This is a genomic window from Micromonospora arida (assembly GCF_042873195.1).
GTDB classification, from domain to species: Bacteria; Actinomycetota; Actinomycetes; order Mycobacteriales; family Micromonosporaceae; genus Micromonospora; species Micromonospora arida.
The window spans coordinates 854,141-872,176 of record NZ_JBIALC010000001.1 but is presented as its reverse complement, the minus strand read 5'-3'; the positions used below and the strand labels follow the sequence as shown (position 1 = coordinate 872,176).

The window sequence follows — 18,036 nt, the reverse complement described above, 5'->3', positions numbered from 1 at the left end:
CTTCCCCCTCGAATCCCCACCACCGAAAGGACGAGCCATGCTCCACAAGACGTGGCGCCGCGTGGCATTGACCACCGCGGGTCTGCTTGCGCTCTCCCTTGCCACCGCCTGTTCCGAGGACCCCGGCGAGTCGACTGACCTCTCCGAGAACCGGGTCGGCGCGATGGCCAACTACGGCATCGGTGACCAGTTCAAGGCCACCGAGGCGCTCTCGTTCTCCACCCTCTACAACAACCACACGTTTTATCCGCTCAAGGAAGACTGGCTGTTCTGGTCCGAGCTCACCAAGCGGACCAACGTCAAGATCGACCCGGTCGCCGTACCGCTGAGCGACTACGAGCAGAAGCGCAGCCTGCTCATCGGCGCCGGGGACGCGCCACTGATCATTCCCAAGACGTACCACCCGCAGGAGGACGCGTTCGTGTCCTCTGGGGCGATCCTTCCGGTGAGCGACTACCTGGATCTGATGCCCAACCTCAAGGACAAGATCGCCAAGTGGAACCTCAAGCCGGAGATCGACAACCTGCGGCAGTCCGACGGCAAGTTCTACCTGCTGCCCGGCCTGCACGAGAAGCCCACGCAGGACTACACGGTGCTGGTGCGCACCGACATCATGCAGGAACTCAACCTGGCGGTCCCGAAGACCTGGGACGAGCTGTACACGGTGCTCAAGGCGATGAAGGCGAAGTACCCGAACGTCTACCCGTACTCCGACCTGTTCAGTAAGCCCACACCGACCGGCGCCCTGCTGAACATCCTCAGCGCGTCGTTCGGCACGCGGGCCGGTTGGGACTACCAGCACGCCACCTGGGATCCGGCGGCGAAGAAGTTCATCTACACGGGCGCGTCCGAGCAGTACAAGCAGATGCTCACGTACCTGCACAAGCTCGTCGCCGAGGGTCTGCTCGACCCGGAGAGCTTCACCCAGACCGACGACCAGGCGCGGCAGAAACTCGCCAACGGGAAGTCGTTCGTCGTCACCGGCAACGCGCAGAGCCTTGTCAACAACCACCGGCCCGACCTGGCAAAGACGCTGCCGAACGCGAAGATGGCCAAGATCCCGCTGCCGATCGGCCCGGCCGGCGAGGTCAACCCCTTCTCCCGCCTGGAGAACGGGATCATGATCTCCACGAAGGCCCGGGAGAGCAAGAACTTCGTGGCAATGATGCAGTTCATCGACTGGCTGTGGTACTCGGACGCCGGCCTCGAGTTCGCCCGCTGGGGCATCGAGGGCACCACCTTCACCAAGGACGCGTCCGGGAAGCGCACGCTCAACCCCGGCGTCGACTTCCTCGGCCTCAACCCGAAGGCCCCCAAGCACCTGCAGAAGGACTTCGGCTTCCAGAACGGCGTCTTCGCCTACGGCGGCAGCCCAGACCTGGTCCGCGGGTTCTTCTCCCCGGAGGAGTTGGAGTTCCAGAAGGTGATGGACGCCCGCACCCCGAGGGAGGTGGCACCGCCCGCCCCGCTGACCGACGAGGAGCGCGAGCAGGTGTCGCTCTGGGAGACGCCGCTGAAGGACTTCGTCTCGCAGAACACGCTGAAGTTCGCCCTGGGTCAGCGTCCGCTCAGCGAGTGGGACGCGTACGTGGCCGAGCTGAAGGCCAAGAACTCCGACCAGTACATCGACCTGGTCAATAAGGCGTACGAGCGGTTCCAGAAGAACAACGGCTGATCAGCGGGAGTCCGGTCGGGCGGCCTGTCGCGGCCCGGCCGGACCCCCGGCGACTACGGATCAGCTGAGTCGACCGGAGGGAGCGAGCGTGAGTGGCGCGACTCAGACCCGGCGACAGTTCGGCGACGGACCCCTGTCGCGGATCACCTCGCGCGTCTACATCCTGCTCGTGGTCGAGCTGCTCCTGCTGCTCACCACGTTGCCCGCCCTGCTCCCGCTGCTGGTGCTGGGCCGCGACCCGAGCAACCTGCCGCTGGCCGCGCTCCTCCTGGTACCGATCGGCCCGGCGATCTCCGCCACCCTGTACGCCCTGCGCCACCAGCGAACCGACCTGACCGACCTGCACCCGGCCACCCTGTTCTGGCGCGGCTACCGGGCCAACGTGCTCGGCGTACTGCGGGTCTGGGTGCCGACGCTGCTGTGGCTGACGGTGCTCGCCGTGAACCTCGCCTACCGCGGCGCGGTCGGCCTGTCGAGCTGGTGGGCGGTGCCGCTGGTGCTGATCGGAGTGGGCGTGACGCTCTGCGCGGCCAACGCCCTGGTGATCACCTCGCTGTTCGACTTCCGCACCCGGGACGTGCTCCGGTTGGCCGTGCACTTCATCGTGCGTACCCCCGGTGTCTCCGTCGGCAACGCCCTGCTGATGGCTGCGGCGGCCGGGATCACCGCGGTCTTCTCCGAAGCGGTGTTGATGCTGCTCGCGTCGATCGCGGTGCTGGCGTACCTGCGCATCAGCGACCCGATGATCCACCTGATCCGGAAGGAGTTCACCGCATGAGCCTGCCCCTCAGCGCCAAGGTGCCCTTCGGGGGCGACTACAACCCGGAACAGTGGCCCGAGGACGTGTGGAAGCAGGACTACCGCCTCTTCGACACCGCACGGATCGACCTGGTCACCCTCGGGGTGTTCGACTGGGCGCTCACCCAGCCCGCCGAGGACACCTACGACTTCACGCTGCTGGACAGGATCGTCGAGCGGGCCAGTGCCGAGGGACGCGGGATCTGCCTCGCCACCGGCACCGGCGCCCACCCACCGTGGTTGGCGAAGGCGTACCCGGAGGTGACCCGGACCGACTTCGAGGGCCGCAAGCACCGCTTCGGTCAGCGACACAACTCCTGCCCCAGCTCGCCGGTCTTCCGCCGGCTCTCGACGGAGCTGGCCCGCCGGGTCGCCCGCCGCTACGCCGACACCCCGGCGGTGCTCGCCTGGCACGTCGGCAACGAGTACGGCGGCGCCTGCTACTGCGCGCTGTGCGCGGCGGGTTTCCGGAACTGGCTGCGCCAGCGCTACGGCACCCTCGACGAGCTGAACGAGGCCTGGTACACCACCTTCTGGTCGCACACCTTCACCGACTGGGACGAGATCGAGCCGCCATCGGCGCTGACCGAGCACTGGCGCGGCCCGGACCACACCGCGTTCCCAGGCATCACAGTGGACTACCTGCGGTTCACCTCCGACGCGATGCTGACCAACTTCCGCGACGAGAAGGCGGCCATCCGGGAGTCCAGCCCGACGCTGCCGGTGACCACGAACTTCATGGGCATGTACCGGCCGATCGACTACCACCGCTGGGCCCCTCATCTGGACTTCGTCTCCTGGGACAACTACCCGCCCGACGACGAGTCGGCCGCCCGGATGGCACTGACCCACGACCTGATGCGCGGGCTCAAGGACGGCCAGCCGTTCTGGCTGATGGAACAGACCCCGAGCTGCACCGCGTGCCGTGACGTCAACCCGTTGAAGCGCCCCGGGCTGATGCGGCTGTGGAGTTGGCAGGCAGTGGCGCACGGCGCCGACGCGGTGCTCTTCTTCCAACTGCGTGCCTCCCGGGGGGCCAGCGAGAAGTACCACGGTGCCGTCATCGGGCACGCCGGTCGCTCCGACACCCGGGTGTTCCGGGAGGTCGCCGAGCTGGGCGCCGAACTGGAACGGCTCGGCCCGGCGTCGCTGGGCGCACGGACCCCGGCGCGGGTGGCGCTGCTGTTCGACTGGGACAGCTGGTGGGCGTTGGAGCTGTCCGATGGCCCGTCCCGGCTGGTCCGCTACCAGCAGGTCGTGCTCGCGTACCACCGGGCACTCTGGGACGCCGGTGTGGACCTGGACGTCGTCGCGGTGACCGCCGACCTGTCCCGCTACGACGTGGTCGTGGCCCCGGCCCTGCACCTGCTCAAGGGTGACCTGCCGCAGCGGCTGGAGGCGGTGGCGACGCGCGGCGGGTCGGTGCTGACCACCTACCTGTCCGGCCGGGTGGACGAGAACGACCAGGCGTTCCTGATGGACGTGCCGGGCCCGCTCGGGCAGCTCATGGGCGTCCGGGTCGACGAGTGGGACGCCCGCGGCCCGGAGGTGGTCAACCCGGTCCGCCTCGGCGACGGTGCGGATCACATCGACGTCGACGCGCGGCTGCTGTTCGAGCTGGTGATTCCGCAGGGCGCTCAGGTCATCGGCACCTACCAGGCCGACTTCTACGCGGGCACCCCGGCGGTGACCCGCAACTCCTTCGGCGCTGGCGACGGCTGGTACGTGGCCGCTGGGCTGGACCAGGCCGGGGTGTCCTGGGTGGTGCGGCAGGTGCTCGCCCGCCACGACCTGCTCGGGCCCTACCCGGACGTGCCGGACCTGGAGTCCGCCGTGCGGGTCGCGGCGGACGGGTCGCGGCTGCTGTTTCTGCTCAACCACCGCGCCGAGCCGGTCGAGGTGACCGCCCGGACCGGCGGCGTCGACCTGCTCACCGGCGACCGGACGGCGGCCGGCGGTGCCCTGCGCCTGCCGGCGTACGGGGTTGTCGTGCTGGAGGAGGACCGGTGAACGCCGAAGAGTCGGTGGAGTTGGAGCAGCTGATGTTCGTCGAGGAGCCGATGGACGGCGACGAGCCGCGGGCCCACCCGGCCTGGCTGCCCCCGGAGGCGTTCCGGTCGCTCGGCGCGCGCCGCGTCCTCCTGCACGGCGAGGGTTTGCTCGTCGACACCGTCCTCAACGAGGTTTCGCGTGCCTGCGCGCGTTACGGCGGACGGGTGTGGCACTCTCCGACCTGGGACGTCGACGTCGACCTGGTGCTCGCCCTGCGCGACGCCGGTGAGCTGCCCAACCCGGCGGTGGAGGCGGCGCGCGCCGCCGGCGAGGCTGCGCTGGTCGAGCTGGGCGACGGCGGGACGCTCGGCGACGAGGGTTTCGTGTTGGCGCGGGCCGGCGACGTGACCGCGGTGCTGGCCGACGCCCCCGCCGGCCTGCTGTACGGGCTCTTCCACGTGGTCCGGCTCTGCGCGGCGGCCTTCGACCCGGCCCGACCGCCCGAGCGGCACCGACCGGCGCTGCGCCGACGAATGCTGAACCACTGGGACAACGTGGCCGTGCACCCGGTGATGGGCCAGGTCGAACGGGGGTACGCGGGCGGCTCGATCTTCTGGCAGGACGGCCGTCCGCGCGGCGACCTGGCCCGGGTACGGGAGTACGGGCGGCTGTTGGCCTCCTGCGGGGTCAACGCGATCTCGGTGAACAACGTCAACGTGGCCCGTACCGAGGCACTGCTGCTCACCGAACGGCTCGGCGACGTGGCCGAGATCGCGGACGCGCTGCGCCCCTACGGCATCCGGGTGCACCTGTCGGTCAGCTTCGCCGCGCCGGTGGTCCTCGGTGGCCTGCCGACCGCCGACCCCCTGGACGAGAACGTACGGGTCTGGTGGGCCGCCACCACCCGGCGGGTCTACGACCGCATCCCGGACTTCGGCGGCTACCTGGTGAAGGCGGACTCGGAGGGGCAACCCGGCCCGTTCACGTACGGCCGCGACCACGCCGACGGGGCGAACCTGCTGGCCGAGGCGCTCGCCCCGCACGGGGGAGTGGTGCACTGGCGGGCGTTCGTCTACAACCACCACCAGGACTGGCGGGACCGGTCCACCGACCGGGCTCGGGCCGCGTACGACCACTTTGCCCCGCTCGACGGGCGCTTCCGCACCAACGTGGTCGTGCAGGTGAAGTTCGGCCCGGTGGACTTCCAGACGCGCGAGCCGGTCTCTCCGGTGCTCGCCGCGATGCCGGCGACCCGGTTGGCGGTGGAGTTGCAGGTCACCCAGGAGTACACGGGCCAACAGCGGCACGTCTGCCACCTCGGCCCGTGGTGGAGTGAGGTGCTTGGCTTCGCCCCCTGGGGGCCGGACGGGCGGACGATCGCCGACGTGGTCACGGGGGAGTCGGGGGCGGGCGGCGGGATGGTCGCCGTCGCCAACGTCGGCGACGACCTCTTCTGGACCGGGCATCCGTTGGCACAGGCCAACCTGTACACGTTCGGCCGGCTGGCCTGGGACCCACGGGCGGACCCTACGGCGATCCTCGACGAGTGGATCACGCTGACCTTTCCGCCGTCGGCGACCGCCGACGCGGAGCTGGTGCGGCGGACCCTGCACGAGATCATGGACGACTCGTGGCGCACGTATGAGCGCTACACCGCCCCGCTGGGCGTCGGCTTCATGGTCAACCCCGGCGACCACTACGGTCCCGGCGTCGACGGGTACGAGTACACCCGGTGGGGCACCTACCACTTCGCCGACCGCGACGGCGTCGGCGTGGACCGCAGCCGCGCGTCGGGCACCGGCTTCGCCGGCCAGTACCCGCCGTACTGGGCCCAGGTGTACGAGTCACCCGAGACCTGCCCCGACGAACTGCTGCTCTTCTTCCATCACGTGCCGTACGGGCACGTGCTGCACAGCGGCTCGACCGTCATCCAGCACATCTACGACACCCACTTCACGGGGGTCGAGGAGGTGACGGCGATGCGACGGAGGTGGCAGAGGTTGACCGGCATGATCGACCCGAGCGTGTACGAGCGGGTCGCCGAACGCCTCGACGAGCAGGTGCGCTGCGCCACCGAGTGGCGCGACCAGATCAACACGTACTTCTTCCGCAAGTCCGGGGTGCCGGACGAGCGAGGGCGGGACATCCACTGAGCGGCGGTGAGGCGCGGCTCGGCCATCCGGTCGGGTCGCCCTCGTGCCGTGCGCCAGCGGCCTGGCAGGTTCCGAAAACGTCCCGATAACTTATCGCCACCCATCGGCGCTGACAGTGCCCGTCGATGTCCACTGCCGCGCAGGTGACCGCCGGAACCGTTGCGGCGGAAGGTTTCCGGAAGTCTTGACAATCGAGTGTGCTCGATCGAAGCTGACATGGTCACGCGAGCCGCGGTCAAGGTCGGGCGAAGGGCAGTCCTCGACTTAAGTCCCCTTCCACGCGCCTTTTTCGTAAGGGATCGCGACGATGACACTGAAGACGAGAATGCTTGGCGTCGTCATGGCGGCCGTGACACTGGCCGCCGCCGCGTTGACGTTCGCCACTCCCGCGTCGGCGGCGACGCTCACGCAGGTGACCAACTTCGGCACCAACCCCACCAACCTGCAAATGCACCTGTACGTCCCGGACCGGGTGGCGACCCGACCGGCGATCCTCCTGGCCATGCACTACTGCACCGGGACGGGCCCCGCGTTCCACTCGGGCACCCAGTACGCCTCCCTCGCGGACCGGTACGGGTTCATCGTGATCTACCCGTCGGCCACCCGCAGCAGCAAGTGCTGGGACGTCTACTCGCCGCAGGCGTTACGCCGTGGCGGCGGCAGCGACCCGGTCGGGCTGATGTCCATGGTCGACTACGTGAAGCAGCGTTACTCCGCCGACCCCGCGCGGATCTTCGCCACCGGCACCTCATCCGGCGCGATGATGACCAACGTCATGCTGGGCGTCTACCCGGACGTCTTCGCGGCGGGCGCGTCGTTCGCCGGGGTGCCGTTCGCCTGCTTCGCCACCGGCGGCACCTCGGAGTGGAACAGCCAGTGCGCCAACGGGCAACTCATCCGGACCGCGCAGCAGTGGGGTGACCTCGTCCGGGAGGCGTACCCCGGATACACCGGCCAGCGACCCCGGATGCAGATCTGGCACGGCACCAACGACGAGACGCTGCGCTACCCGAACTTCGGTGAGCAGGTCAAGCAGTGGACCAACGTGCACGGCCTGAGCCAGACCCCGACGTACACCGACTCGCCGCAGTCCGGCTACACCCGCACCCGGTACGGCAGCAGCGGCCCGATGGCGCCGGTCGAGGCGATCAGCATGCAGGGTGTCACGCACAACCTGCCGGTCGACGCCGCGCAGGTGATCCGCTTCTTCGGACTGGACGGCACCGCGCCGCCCACCACCCCGCCCCCGACGACTCCGCCGCCGACGACCCCGCCGCCAACGACTCCGCCGCCGACCACTCCGCCCCCGACCACGCCGCCGCCGACCGAGGGCGCCTGCCGGGTCGGCTACACGGTCAACGCCTGGAACAGCGGTCTCACCGCGAGCGTGGCCATCACCAACACCGGTGCCACCGCCGTGAACGGCTGGGCGCTGACGTTCACGCTGCCCAGCGGACAGCGCATCACCAGCGGCTGGAACGCCCAGTACGCCCCGGCGAGCGGTGCGGTGACCGCCCGCAACGTCTCCTACAACGGCACCATCGCCCCGAACGCGTCGGTCGAGATCGGCTTCCAGGCCACCCACGAGGGCGGCACCGGCAAGCCCACGTCGTTCGCCCTCAACGGTGCCGCCTGTTCGGTGTCCTGATTTCCCTTCCCACCCCACCACCCTCAGAAGGAGCCACACGATGAGAAGTACGAGATGGAAGGCGGCATCGAGAGCCGCGCTTGCGCTGGCCGGCGCGGGCGCCCTCGCCGCCGGCATGGCGCTGTTCGCGACGGCACCCGCCTCCGCCGGGACGACGCTCGGTGCGTCCGCCGCCGAGAAGGGTCGGTACTTCGGCACGGCGGTGGCCGGATTCAAGCTCTCCGACAGTGCGTACACCACGATTTTGAACCGTGAGTTCAACATGGTGACCGCCGAGAACGAAATGAAGATGAACGCCACCGAGCCGCAGCAGAATCAGTTCAGCTACGGGGCGGCGGACCAGATCGTCAACCACGCGCGCAGTCGGGGCATGAGCGTGCGGGGTCACACCCTGGCGTGGCATTCGCAGCAGCCCGGCTGGATGGAGAGCATGAGCGGCAGTGCGCTGCGGCAGGCGATGCTCAACCACGTCACGCAGGTGGCCACCCACTTCCGCGGTCAGGTCGTGGCGTGGGACGTGGTGAACGAGGCGTTCGCCGACGGCAGCTCCGGAGGCCGTCGCGACTCCAACCTCCAACGCACCGGCAACGACTGGATCGAAGCGGCGTTCCGCGCGGCGCGTGCCGCGGATCCGGGCGCGAAGCTCTGCTACAACGACTACAACACCGACAACTGGACGCACGCCAAGACCCAGGGCGTCTACAACATGGTGCGCGACTTCAAGGCCCGTGGCGTGCCGATCGACTGCGTGGGCTTCCAGTCGCACTTCAACAACGACTCGCCGTACGTGAGCAACTACCGCACCACGCTGTCGAGCTTCGCGGCGCTCGGTGTGGACGTGCAGATCACCGAGTTGGACATCCAGGGCGCTTCGGCGAGCACCTACCGCAGCGTCGTCGAGGACTGCCTGGCCGTGGCCCGCTGCAACGGCATCACGGTGTGGGGCATCCGCGACAGTGACTCCTGGCGGGCTTCGCAGACCCCGCTGCTGTTCAACAGCAACGGCTCGAAGAAGCCCGCGTACGACGCGGTTCTCGCCGCGCTGAACAACGGCACCACGCCCACGGACCCGCCCACGGATCCGCCGACCGACCCGCCCACCGACCCGCCCACCACGCCGCCGCCGGGCACGGGTGGCTGCACCGCCACGGTGTCGGTGAACCAGTGGACCGGTGGCTTCGTGGCGAACGTACGGGTGACCGCGGGCTCGTCGGCGCTCAACGGGTGGACGGTGTCGATCGGACTGCCGTCCGGTGCCACTGTCACCAACGCCTGGAGCGCCAACCGCAGTGGTAACACCGGCACGACGAACTGGACCAACGTCGCCTACAACGGTCAGGTCGGCGCCGGGCAGTCCACCGAGTTCGGGTTCCAGGCCAACGGTACCGCCGGCAGCCTGAGCCCCACCTGCTCCGCAGGCTGACGCACCCACCGGCCGGTGCGGGGGGCAGGGCCCCGCACCGGCCCCACCCTCTCCTGCCCTCGTTGATCAAGAGGTTTGCGTCACGACACGCCAGATCGGATGACGGAAACCTCTTGATCACCAGGAGAGGCGGTAGTGGGGTGGGCAGCGGCTTGACGGCGGTCGCGTTTTCGGGTGTCAAGCCTGGGCGGCGACGAGGAACATCGGGACGACGACGAGGATCCGGTCCGTCCGGGCGCGCAGCGGTTGGCGGAGCTGGTGGAGGTCGGGGGTGGTGGCTAGCCGTCGATGCGGATGATGTTGCGGATCTTGTTGGACGCGTCCAGGGCGGCGACCTTGTACGCCTCGGCCAGCGTCGGGTAGTTGAACACCGCGTCGACCAGGTAGTCGATCGTGCCGCCACAGCCCATCACCGCCTGACCGATGTGGACGATCTCGGTGGCGGCGGTGCCGAACACGTGCACCCCGAGCAGTCGGCCGTCGTCGGGGGAGACGAGCAACTTCAGCATCCCGTACGAGTCGCCCACGATCTGACCCCGGGCCAACTCGCGGTACCGGGCGATGCCCACCTCGAACGGTGTCGAGCTTTCGGTGAGCTGCGCCTCGGTCTGCCCGACGAAGCTGATCTCCGGGATCGTGTAGATGCCGATCGGTTGCAGGCCGTGCATCTCCCGGATCGGCTCGCCACAGGCGTGCTGCGCGGCCAGCCGGCCCTGCTCCATCGACGTCGACGCGAGCGCGGGAAAGCCGATCACGTCGCCGACCGCGTAGATGTTGTCGACCGGCGTGCGGTAGTTGGCGTCGACAGCGATCCGGCCGCGTCGGTCCGCCTCCAGCCCTGCGGCCTCCAACGCCAGGTCGTCGGTCTGACCCTGCCGCCCGGCCGAGTACATCACCGTGTCGGCGACGATCTTCTTGCCGCTCTTGAGGATGCACAGCGCCGCCGTCTGGTGCTTCTCCACGGCGGCGACCTCCTCGCCGAAGCGGAACGCCACGGACAGGTCGCGCAGGTGGTACTTGAGTGACTCGACGACCTCGTCGTCGCAGAAATCCAACATCCGCTCGCGGCGTTCGACCACCGTCACCTTCGTGCCCAGGGCGGCGAACATCGAGGCGTACTCCATGCCGATCACGCCGGCGCCGACCACGACCATGCTGCGGGGTACGGCCTGAAGGTTGATGACGCCGTCGGAGTCCACGATCGTCCGGTCGTCGAAGTCGACGCTGTCCGGGCGGGCCGGGCGGGTGCCCGCGGCGATGACGATCTTGTCGAACGTCACCTTGGACTCGCGGCCGGAGCCGCCGTCGACCCAGATCGAGTGCGCGTCGGCGAAACGCCCGGTGCCGGTGATCATCGCGACCCGGTTGCGGGCCAGTTGATTGCGGATGACGTCGGTCTGCCTGGTGATCACGTGCTGGGTCCGGGCCGCCAGGTCGCTGACCGTGATCTCTTCCTTGACCCGGTAGCTGCTGCCGTACAGGTCCCGCTGACTCAGGCCGGTCAGGTAGAGCACGGCCTCGCGCAGCGTCTTGGAGGGGACCGTGCCGGTGTTGATGCACACCCCACCGATCATGTCGCGGCGGTCCACGATGCCGACCCGCCTGCCGAGCTTGGCGGCGGCGATCGCGGCCTTCTGACCGCTGGGTCCGGAGCCCAGCACCAACAGGTCGTAGTCATACACAGGCGTTAGCGTCGCAAGATGTCGCGGCCGGCGCCAGACCCCGGAGTCGAGCGTTATTCGTCTGCCACCGTGCAGAGGCCGCCGTTCAGCGTGATCTCCTCCGGCAGTTGCGTGCCGGTGGCGACGAGGCCAAGCGACACCGTGCCACCGGGCGGGACCACCGCGTTGCGACCGGTGTTGCTCACCCGCAGGTAGCTGTTGTTGAGCCGGTCGACGACCTTCGCGCCCCAGATGCCCTGCACCTGCTGGCTGGCCCAGAACCGCCACGTCATCGTCCAGCCGTCGATGATCGTGGAGCCGGTGTTCTCGACGACGAGGTGGGCCACGAAGCCGTCCGGCCACTGCCGCACGACGGACCGGACCGCGCAGCTCGGCGGCGGCGGCAGGGTGGTCACGGTGACCGGTGCGGACAGTGGGGACAGGTGTCCGACCTCGTCGCGGGCCCGCACCACGAAGGTGTACGTGGTGTTCGGCGCCAACCCGCTGATCTGTGCACTGTTCACGGGCGGGTACTGGTACACCTCGCGGACCCGGGTGAGGGTGCCGCCGGCGTCGACCCGGAACACCTCGTACCGGTCGAGCGCGACGTTCTCCACCGAGTGCGCCCACCGCAGCCCGACCACCGTGGCGGCGACGTCGTACGCCACCGGTTGGCCCGGCGCGCTCGGCGGTTGGTCGTCCCCCGGTGGCATGGTCAGCCGCAGGGTCGGGTTGGACACTGAGCTGTTGCCGGCCGCGTCCAGCGCCCACACCGAGAAGGTGTACGTGCGCGACGGCCGCAGGTTGGTGATCCGGATGCTGTTGGTGTCGGTCGAATACTGGGCGCCGGAATCCTCGAACTGCGCGCCGACCGGGTAGCGGACCACGCCCACGTTGTCGGTCGAGGCCGCCCAGGTCAGCTCGACCGAGGTGGTGTCGATGGCGACGACAGTGATCGGGCCGGGCGCGGTGGGCCGTTCGGTGTCCACCGCGGCGTACGCCGGGGTCGCGCCCGCCGCGACCAGGGTCACCGCCAGCGCGTACGCGGCCAGCGGGGCTGCCTTCGACCGGATTGCTCGACTTCGACGATCACGCACGATGAATCCCCGCCTCCGGTCGCCCACCGCTTTCATCAATCCATCGCCGTCAATACTAGGGCACTGTGGTGCGGCAGGTTGCCCCGCCGGACTCGGACGCCGACTCGGCGCCCGGAATCGCCCCCCGCGGCTGGTGGATGGTGTGCAGGTCGTCGCCTTTGGAGCTGAATCGTCTACGACATCGGTGACCGCCCGTGCGCTGATTCGTTGACGACATCAGCTCCAAAGGCATCGAACAAGACACCAACCCACCCGCGAGCCGCCACCCGCCAGCCGCCACCCGCGAGCCGCCGCCCACCCGAGCCCGACCTAGCCGACGAGGCGGCGTTCCCAGGCCCAGGCGGCGATCTCGACCCGGTTGCGGGCCTTGAGCTTCATCTGCACGCTCGCCAGGTGGGTCTTGACCGTGCCCACGGCGATGAAGAGCTGGGTGGCGATCTCGGCGTTGGTCAGGCCACGGGCGACGAGCTTCACGACGTCGAGTTCCCGTGGCGACAGGCCACCGTCGTCGCGCGCCGGAGCCGGCGAGTTGAGGTGCTCCAACAGCCGTACCGTGATCGAAGGGCTGATCAGCGCGTCGCCGGTCACGGCCGCGCGGACCGCCTCCACCAGCAGGGCCGGGCCGGAGTCCTTGAGCAGGAAGCCGCACGCGCCGTTGGAGAGCGCGGTGTGCACGTACTCGTCGAGGTCGAAGGTCGTCACGACGACCACCCGGGTCGGGTCGGCGACGCCCGGCCCCGCGAGCAGCCGCAGTGCCTCAAGCCCGTCGAGGCGGGGCATCCGGATGTCCAGCAGCACCACGTCCGGGCGTAGCCGTCGGGCCAGTTCGACGGCCTGGACGCCGTCGGCGGCCTCGCCGACCACCTCCATGTCCGACTGGGCGCCAATGATCATGCCGAAGCCGGTCCGGACCATGGCCTGGTCATCGGCGATCAGCACCCGGATCACCGGGCCACCGCCGCGTGCAGCGGGAACGCCGCGTCGAGCACCCAGCCACCGGCAACGCCGGGCCCGGCGGTGATCGTGCCGCCGAGGGCACGTACCCGCTCGGTGAGGCCGATCAGACCGAAGCCGTGCCCCCGGGCCGGCGCGGTGCGCGGCGACGCGCCGTCGTCGGCGACCCGGACCAGCAACCAGTCCGGGGTACGCCGCACCGCAACGTCCACGGACCGCGCGTCCGGCGCGTGCTGGCGGGTGTTGGTCAGCCCCTCCATCACCACCCGGTACGCCGACGTGGACACCTCCACCGGCAGTCCGTTCAGGTCGCCGTCGACGTGCAGTCGTGCGGGCGCGTTCGCCGCGCCGTTGAACCCGATCAGCAGCGGCTCCAGCTCGGTCACCCCGGCCAGCGGGGCCAGCGGCGCGTCCGGCGGGGCGTCCGGGTTGCGCAGGATGCCGACCATCCGCCGCATCGAGGCCATCGTCTCCGCGCCGGCCCGCTCGATCTGCTCCAGGGCGACGATCACCCGTTGCGGGTCCTGCTCGGCGACGAACCGGGCGCCCTGTGCCTGCACCACGATGCCGGTGACGTGGTGGGCGATGAAGTCGTGCAGGTCCCGGGCGAACTCGGCGCGCTGTTCGGCCCGGACCAGCGCGATGGCCCGCTCCCGGCCGGCGGCCACGATGCGCAGGTAGAGACCCACCCCGGCGGCGCCGGCCGCGGCGAGCACCTGGAGCAGGCCGAAGATCACCAGCAGGCTCTCGGTGCCGACGCGCAGCGGCATCGCGGCGACGGCGAGCCCGGCGGCCACCGCGGCCCACGGGGCGAGCCGCGGCGCGCCCCAGCGGGCCACCACGAAGACCACCCCGATCAGCCCGGCCGACTCGGCGAGCCCCCAGGTGCGGGCGAGCAGGATGCCGCCGCCTCCGGAGAGGAGCACCACCCCTGCGGTCACGGCCAGTGAAGCGGTGGCGAGTGCCAGCGCGGCCAGCGGCAGCCGGCGGGAGCCCAGCCGGTGCACCGGCAGCCACAGCGGGACCGTCGCCAACGCCAACCCCATCGGCACCAGCAGGAGCAGGAGGGTACCGATGCCGGAGTCATCCGCCGTGCTGGCCGCAAAGTCGAAGAGCGCGAGCAGGCCGAAGGCCACCAGCCCGGCCGCTTGGGCCAGGCGTACCCACAGACGTCGAAGATCCGGCGTGCTCATGGTGACCCAGCGTAGCCAGCCAGGTGGAGGTGGTGGATCGGCCAAAAGGCAGACCCGGCACCGGCGATACCCGGCCCCGGGCCGATGCGCGCAGCCGCCGGTGGCGGCGACGCTTTCCGGGTCACCACGCAGCCACTGGAGGAACGATGACAACCCACGCCCCGCCGGAGACCAGCCACGCCGCGGTCGCCGCGGTCGACCTGGTGAAGGTGTACGGCAGCGGCGACACCGCCGTCCGTGCCCTGGACGGGGTCTCGGTCGGCTTCGGCCGGGCCGAGTTCACCGCGATCATGGGCTCGTCCGGGTCCGGCAAGTCGACCCTGATGCACTGCCTCGCCGGCCTCGACACGGCCACCTCCGGTCGCGTCCTGCTCGGGGGCACGCAGCTGACCGGCCAGTCGGACCGGACGCTGACCCGGGTACGCCGGGAGCGGATCGGGTTCGTCTTCCAGTCCTTCAACCTGCTGCCGCAGCTCACCGCCGCGCAGAACATCACGCTGCCGCTGGACCTCGCCGGTCGGCAGCCCGACGCCGAGCTCCTCGCGCACCTGGTGCGGGTGCTGGGCCTCGGCGACCGCCTGAACCACCGGCCCAGCGAGCTGTCCGGTGGCCAGCAGCAGCGGGTGGCGCTGGCCCGGGCGCTGGTGGCACGGCCCGAGGTGGTCTTCGCCGACGAGCCGACCGGCAACCTCGACTCCCGCTCCGGCGCGGAGGTGCTCACCATCCTGCGCGACTCGGTACGCGATCTCGGCCAGACCGTCGTCATGGTCACCCATGACCCGATCGCCGCCGCGTACGCCGACCGGGTGGTGCTGCTCGCCGACGGGCGATTGGCCGGCGAGATCGACAAGCCGAACCAGGTGTCGGTCACCGACGCCCTGCGTGACCTGGCGGCCCGCCGATGAGGGCGACAGTGCTGCGTACCCAGACGACCGCCGCGGCCCGGCGGCCCGGCCGGCTGATCCTGACCGGCCTGGCGATCCTGGTCGCGTCGTTCGTCGTCTTCGGCACCGTGCTGGTGCAACAGATCACCGAACGGACCGTGCGGGACAACCTCAGCGGCACCCCGGCCGTCACCGACCTGGTGATCGGCAGCGTTGATGTGCCGCCACCCACAGTGACCGACGTGCGGCAGGTCCGGGCCGTGCCCGGGGTGGCCGAGGCGGTGGCCCGGGTGGCGACCGGGGTCTCCATCGGAGAGGGGTACCTCAACCTCCAGTCCGATCCGGGCACCGGCCCGCTGACCACGGTCCGGGTGATCGAGGGCAGCTACCCGGACCAGCCCGGCGAGATCGCGATCACGCCGCGCACCGTCGAACGGCTCGGGCTCTCGGTGGGCACCACCGCCAGCGGCACCGGCGGTGAACTCACCACACCCGCCCCCCTCACCGTGACCGGCGTGGTGGAGACCAGCGCCGACGCCGGCTACGATGCGTACGCCCCGGACAGCGCCGTGATCGCCTGGGCGCGCCTGACGACGGTGGAGCGCGTCGACGTGCGCGTGGCCCTCGGCGCGTCGACCGACGCGGTCCGCCAAGGGGTGACAGCGGCGGTCGCCGGCCAGCCGATCCGGTCCGGCGCCGAGGTGCGCGAGGCCGAGGCCCAGGCGGCGGCCGAGCAGGTCGGGAGACTCTTCATCCTGGTCGGCATGTTCGTCTCCATCGCGGTCGTCGCGGCGGCGTTGGTGGTCACCTCGACCTTCCGCATCGTCTTCGCCCAGCGGATGCGGCAGCTCGCGCTGCTGCGGGCGGTCGGCGCGAGTCGGGCCACCCTGGTGGGGGCCCTGACCGCCGAGGGAGCCCTGACCGGGCTGGTCGCCGGCGTCGTCGGGGTCGCCGGCGCCCTCACCCTCGGGTACGCGCTGCCGGCGATCCTGCGCGCCACCGGCCACGATGTCTCCTCGCCGGGCCTGCCGCTGGCGGCGGCGGTCGCTGTGGTGATCGGTGCCGTCGTGATCACCGTGCTGGCCGTACTGGCGCCGGCGCTGTCCGCTGCCCGGGTCTCCCCGCTGGAGGCGCTGCGGGCGGCGAGCGTCACCGCCGGCCGGCGCGGCATAGGGGTGTCGCGTCTGGTGTTCGGGCTGCTCCTGGCCGGCGGCGCGGTCCTGGCGGCGGTCGGGACGATCAGCCAGTTGCCGAAGCCGGAGCAGGCGGACTACGACCCGTCGATGCCGCTGCTCCTGCTGGTCGGGTCCGGCGCGTTGGCGTTCTTCGCGCTGGTGGCCCTCGGTCCGCTGCTGGTGCGCCCGGTGCTGGCAGTGGTGGGTTGGCCGCTGCGCCAACTCGGGCCGCTCGGGCGGATGTCGGTCGGCGGGATCGGCGGGACGCCGCGCCGCGCCGCCGCGGTCTCCGTCGTGGTCGCCCTCGGCGTGACCCTGATTTCCGGGGTGGTCATCGGCGGCGCGTCGTTGCAGATCCTCACCGACCGCGAGATGGCGCTCTCGGCCCCGTCCGACTTCGAGGTCACCAGCAACGGTGGGACGCTCCCGCCGGCCGTGGTGAGCCGGGCCGAGGCGGCCGACGGCGCGCTGGCCCGGGTGGTGCCGTACCGGATGGTCGACGACGCCCGGCTGCTGCGTGGGGCCGACAAGCTCGGCGACGGCGAGTCCGGCTACCCGACCAGCGACCTGGACCTGGCCGCGTTGCCGAGCACCGGCGACCTGGACGTGGCCCAGGGCAGCCTGACCGACCGTGGCCCCGGCCGGATCGTGCTCAACAGCTGGGTCGCGCGGGACGCGGGCCTGCGGGCCGGCGACACGGTCACGCTCGCCGTCGCCACCGGCACTGTCGACGTGCGGGTGGCCGCGGTCCTGCCCGGTGACGGGCCGCTGCACGCGGGCATCCTCGCCGATCCGGGCGACCTGGACCGGCTCGGTGTGCCGGCCGCGTACACCGGTCTGCTGGCCGACGCGGCCGGTGCCGGCGAGGACGGTCGCACCGCCGGCGTGCGGGCGCTGCGGCAGGCGATCGGGGGCAGCGACGGGGTGGGTCTGGCGGTGCTCGCCGACGAACGGGACCGCAACGACGCGTTGGTGCGCACGCTGGTCTGGATCGCTGTCGGTCTGGTCAGCCTGACCGTGCTGATCGCGGTGGTCGGCGTGGGCTCCACGACCGCGCTGTCGGTGGTGGAGCGGGTACGCGAGTCCGGGTTGCTCCGGGCGATCGGGCTGTCCCGGACCGGACTGCGCATCATGCTGACCGTCGAGTCCGGCCTGTACGGGGTGATCGGCGCGGCCATCGGCCTGGTGCTCGGCATTCCGTACGCCTGGTTGGCGGTCCAGACCCTCGGAATCGAGGCACCGATGACCGCGCCGCTGCTGCCACTGGCCGGGCTCTTCGTGGTGCTGGTCGGGCTGACCGCGCTGGCCGGGGTGCTGCCGGCCCGTCGGGCGTCGCGGGTCAGCCCGGTGGTGGCACTGGGGGCCGACAACTGAGCACCGTCG

General features: G+C 70.7%; 12 protein-coding genes. 8 read left to right on the top strand and 4 right to left on the bottom strand.

Annotated elements, in window-relative coordinates; genetic code table 11:
- Nucleotides 1-37 precede the first annotated feature (37 nt).
- The 6 genes from ACFYP0_RS04205 to ACFYP0_RS04180 all read left to right on the top strand — a co-directional run bounded on the left by ACFYP0_RS04205 (nucleotide 38) and on the right by ACFYP0_RS04180 (nucleotide 9,689).
- The gene (locus tag ACFYP0_RS04205) at nucleotides 38-1,675 is read left to right on the top strand and encodes an ABC transporter substrate-binding protein (RefSeq protein WP_356975258.1); all 1,638 of its coding nucleotides are present in this window, start codon (nucleotides 38-40) and stop codon (nucleotides 1,673-1,675) included.
- Nucleotides 1,676-1,763: 88 nt separating this feature from the next.
- Nucleotides 1,764-2,453: a DUF624 domain-containing protein gene (locus ACFYP0_RS04200; protein WP_386994291.1), complete on the top strand. Its 690-nt coding sequence runs from the start codon at nucleotides 1,764-1,766 to the stop codon at nucleotides 2,451-2,453.
- Nucleotides 2,450-4,483, top strand: coding sequence for a beta-galactosidase (locus ACFYP0_RS04195; RefSeq protein WP_386994289.1), 2,034 nt, complete (start codon nucleotides 2,450-2,452; stop codon nucleotides 4,481-4,483). The genes ACFYP0_RS04200 and ACFYP0_RS04195 overlap by 4 nt, the downstream gene beginning before the upstream one ends.
- Nucleotides 4,480-6,618 (top strand): alpha-glucuronidase, encoded by a 2,139-nt coding sequence (locus ACFYP0_RS04190; protein WP_386994286.1) that lies wholly within the window; start codon nucleotides 4,480-4,482, stop codon nucleotides 6,616-6,618. The genes ACFYP0_RS04195 and ACFYP0_RS04190 overlap by 4 nt, the downstream gene beginning before the upstream one ends.
- A gap of 307 nt (nucleotides 6,619-6,925) precedes the next feature.
- Nucleotides 6,926-8,266, top strand: coding sequence for an extracellular catalytic domain type 1 short-chain-length polyhydroxyalkanoate depolymerase (locus ACFYP0_RS04185; RefSeq protein ID WP_355500190.1), 1,341 nt, complete (start codon nucleotides 6,926-6,928; stop codon nucleotides 8,264-8,266).
- Nucleotides 8,267-8,306: 40 nt separating this feature from the next.
- Complete coding sequence (locus tag ACFYP0_RS04180) at nucleotides 8,307-9,689, top strand: endo-1,4-beta-xylanase (protein ID WP_386994284.1); 1,383 nt, start codon at nucleotides 8,307-8,309, stop codon at nucleotides 9,687-9,689.
- 278 nt (nucleotides 9,690-9,967) lie between these two features.
- Here ACFYP0_RS04180 and sthA read toward each other — a convergent pair whose 3' ends face one another.
- The 4 genes from sthA to ACFYP0_RS04160 all read right to left on the bottom strand — a co-directional run bounded on the left by sthA (nucleotide 9,968) and on the right by ACFYP0_RS04160 (nucleotide 14,594).
- The gene (sthA, locus tag ACFYP0_RS04175; RefSeq protein WP_124861569.1) at nucleotides 9,968-11,371 is read right to left on the bottom strand and encodes a Si-specific NAD(P)(+) transhydrogenase; all 1,404 of its coding nucleotides are present in this window, start codon (nucleotides 11,369-11,371) and stop codon (nucleotides 9,968-9,970) included.
- 53 nt (nucleotides 11,372-11,424) lie between these two features.
- Nucleotides 11,425-12,447, bottom strand: a complete 1,023-nt coding sequence (locus ACFYP0_RS04170; RefSeq protein WP_386994282.1) for a fibronectin type III domain-containing protein — start codon at nucleotides 12,445-12,447, stop codon at nucleotides 11,425-11,427.
- Between the two features lie 309 nt (nucleotides 12,448-12,756).
- Complete coding sequence (locus ACFYP0_RS04165) at nucleotides 12,757-13,395, bottom strand: response regulator (RefSeq protein WP_386994280.1); 639 nt, start codon at nucleotides 13,393-13,395, stop codon at nucleotides 12,757-12,759.
- Nucleotides 13,392-14,594: a sensor histidine kinase gene (locus tag ACFYP0_RS04160; protein WP_355500177.1), complete on the bottom strand. Its 1,203-nt coding sequence runs from the start codon at nucleotides 14,592-14,594 to the stop codon at nucleotides 13,392-13,394. The genes ACFYP0_RS04165 and ACFYP0_RS04160 overlap by 4 nt, the downstream gene beginning before the upstream one ends.
- Nucleotides 14,595-14,740: 146 nt before the next feature.
- On the opposite strand from ACFYP0_RS04160, the gene ACFYP0_RS04155 reads away from it, so the two are divergent.
- Together ACFYP0_RS04155 and ACFYP0_RS04150 are read left to right on the top strand one after the other, a co-directional pair.
- On the top strand, nucleotides 14,741-15,499 hold the full coding sequence (locus ACFYP0_RS04155; RefSeq protein ID WP_124861580.1) for an ABC transporter ATP-binding protein: 759 nt from the start codon (nucleotides 14,741-14,743) through the stop codon (nucleotides 15,497-15,499).
- Nucleotides 15,496-18,027, top strand: coding sequence for an FtsX-like permease family protein (locus ACFYP0_RS04150; RefSeq protein ID WP_386994277.1), 2,532 nt, complete (start codon nucleotides 15,496-15,498; stop codon nucleotides 18,025-18,027). The genes ACFYP0_RS04155 and ACFYP0_RS04150 overlap by 4 nt, the downstream gene beginning before the upstream one ends.
- Nucleotides 18,028-18,036 lie beyond the last annotated feature (9 nt).

What these genes read in the sequence shown, in the direction of transcription:
- ACFYP0_RS04205 (WP_356975258.1), top strand. Translation starts at nt 38, where the DNA reads ATGCTCCACAAGACGTGGCGCCGCGTGGCATTGACCACCGCGGGTCTG.
- ACFYP0_RS04195 (WP_386994289.1), top strand. Translation starts at nt 2,450, where the DNA reads ATGAGCCTGCCCCTCAGCGCCAAGGTGCCCTTCGGGGGCGACTACAAC.
- ACFYP0_RS04185 (WP_355500190.1), top strand. Translation starts at nt 6,926, where the DNA reads ATGACACTGAAGACGAGAATGCTTGGCGTCGTCATGGCGGCCGTGACA.
- ACFYP0_RS04180 (WP_386994284.1), top strand. Translation starts at nt 8,307, where the DNA reads ATGAGAAGTACGAGATGGAAGGCGGCATCGAGAGCCGCGCTTGCGCTG.
- ACFYP0_RS04160 (WP_355500177.1), bottom strand. Translation starts at nt 14,594, where the DNA reads ATGAGCACGCCGGATCTTCGACGTCTGTGGGTACGCCTGGCCCAAGCG.
- ACFYP0_RS04155 (WP_124861580.1), top strand. Translation starts at nt 14,741, where the DNA reads ATGACAACCCACGCCCCGCCGGAGACCAGCCACGCCGCGGTCGCCGCG.
- ACFYP0_RS04150 (WP_386994277.1), top strand. Translation starts at nt 15,496, where the DNA reads ATGAGGGCGACAGTGCTGCGTACCCAGACGACCGCCGCGGCCCGGCGG.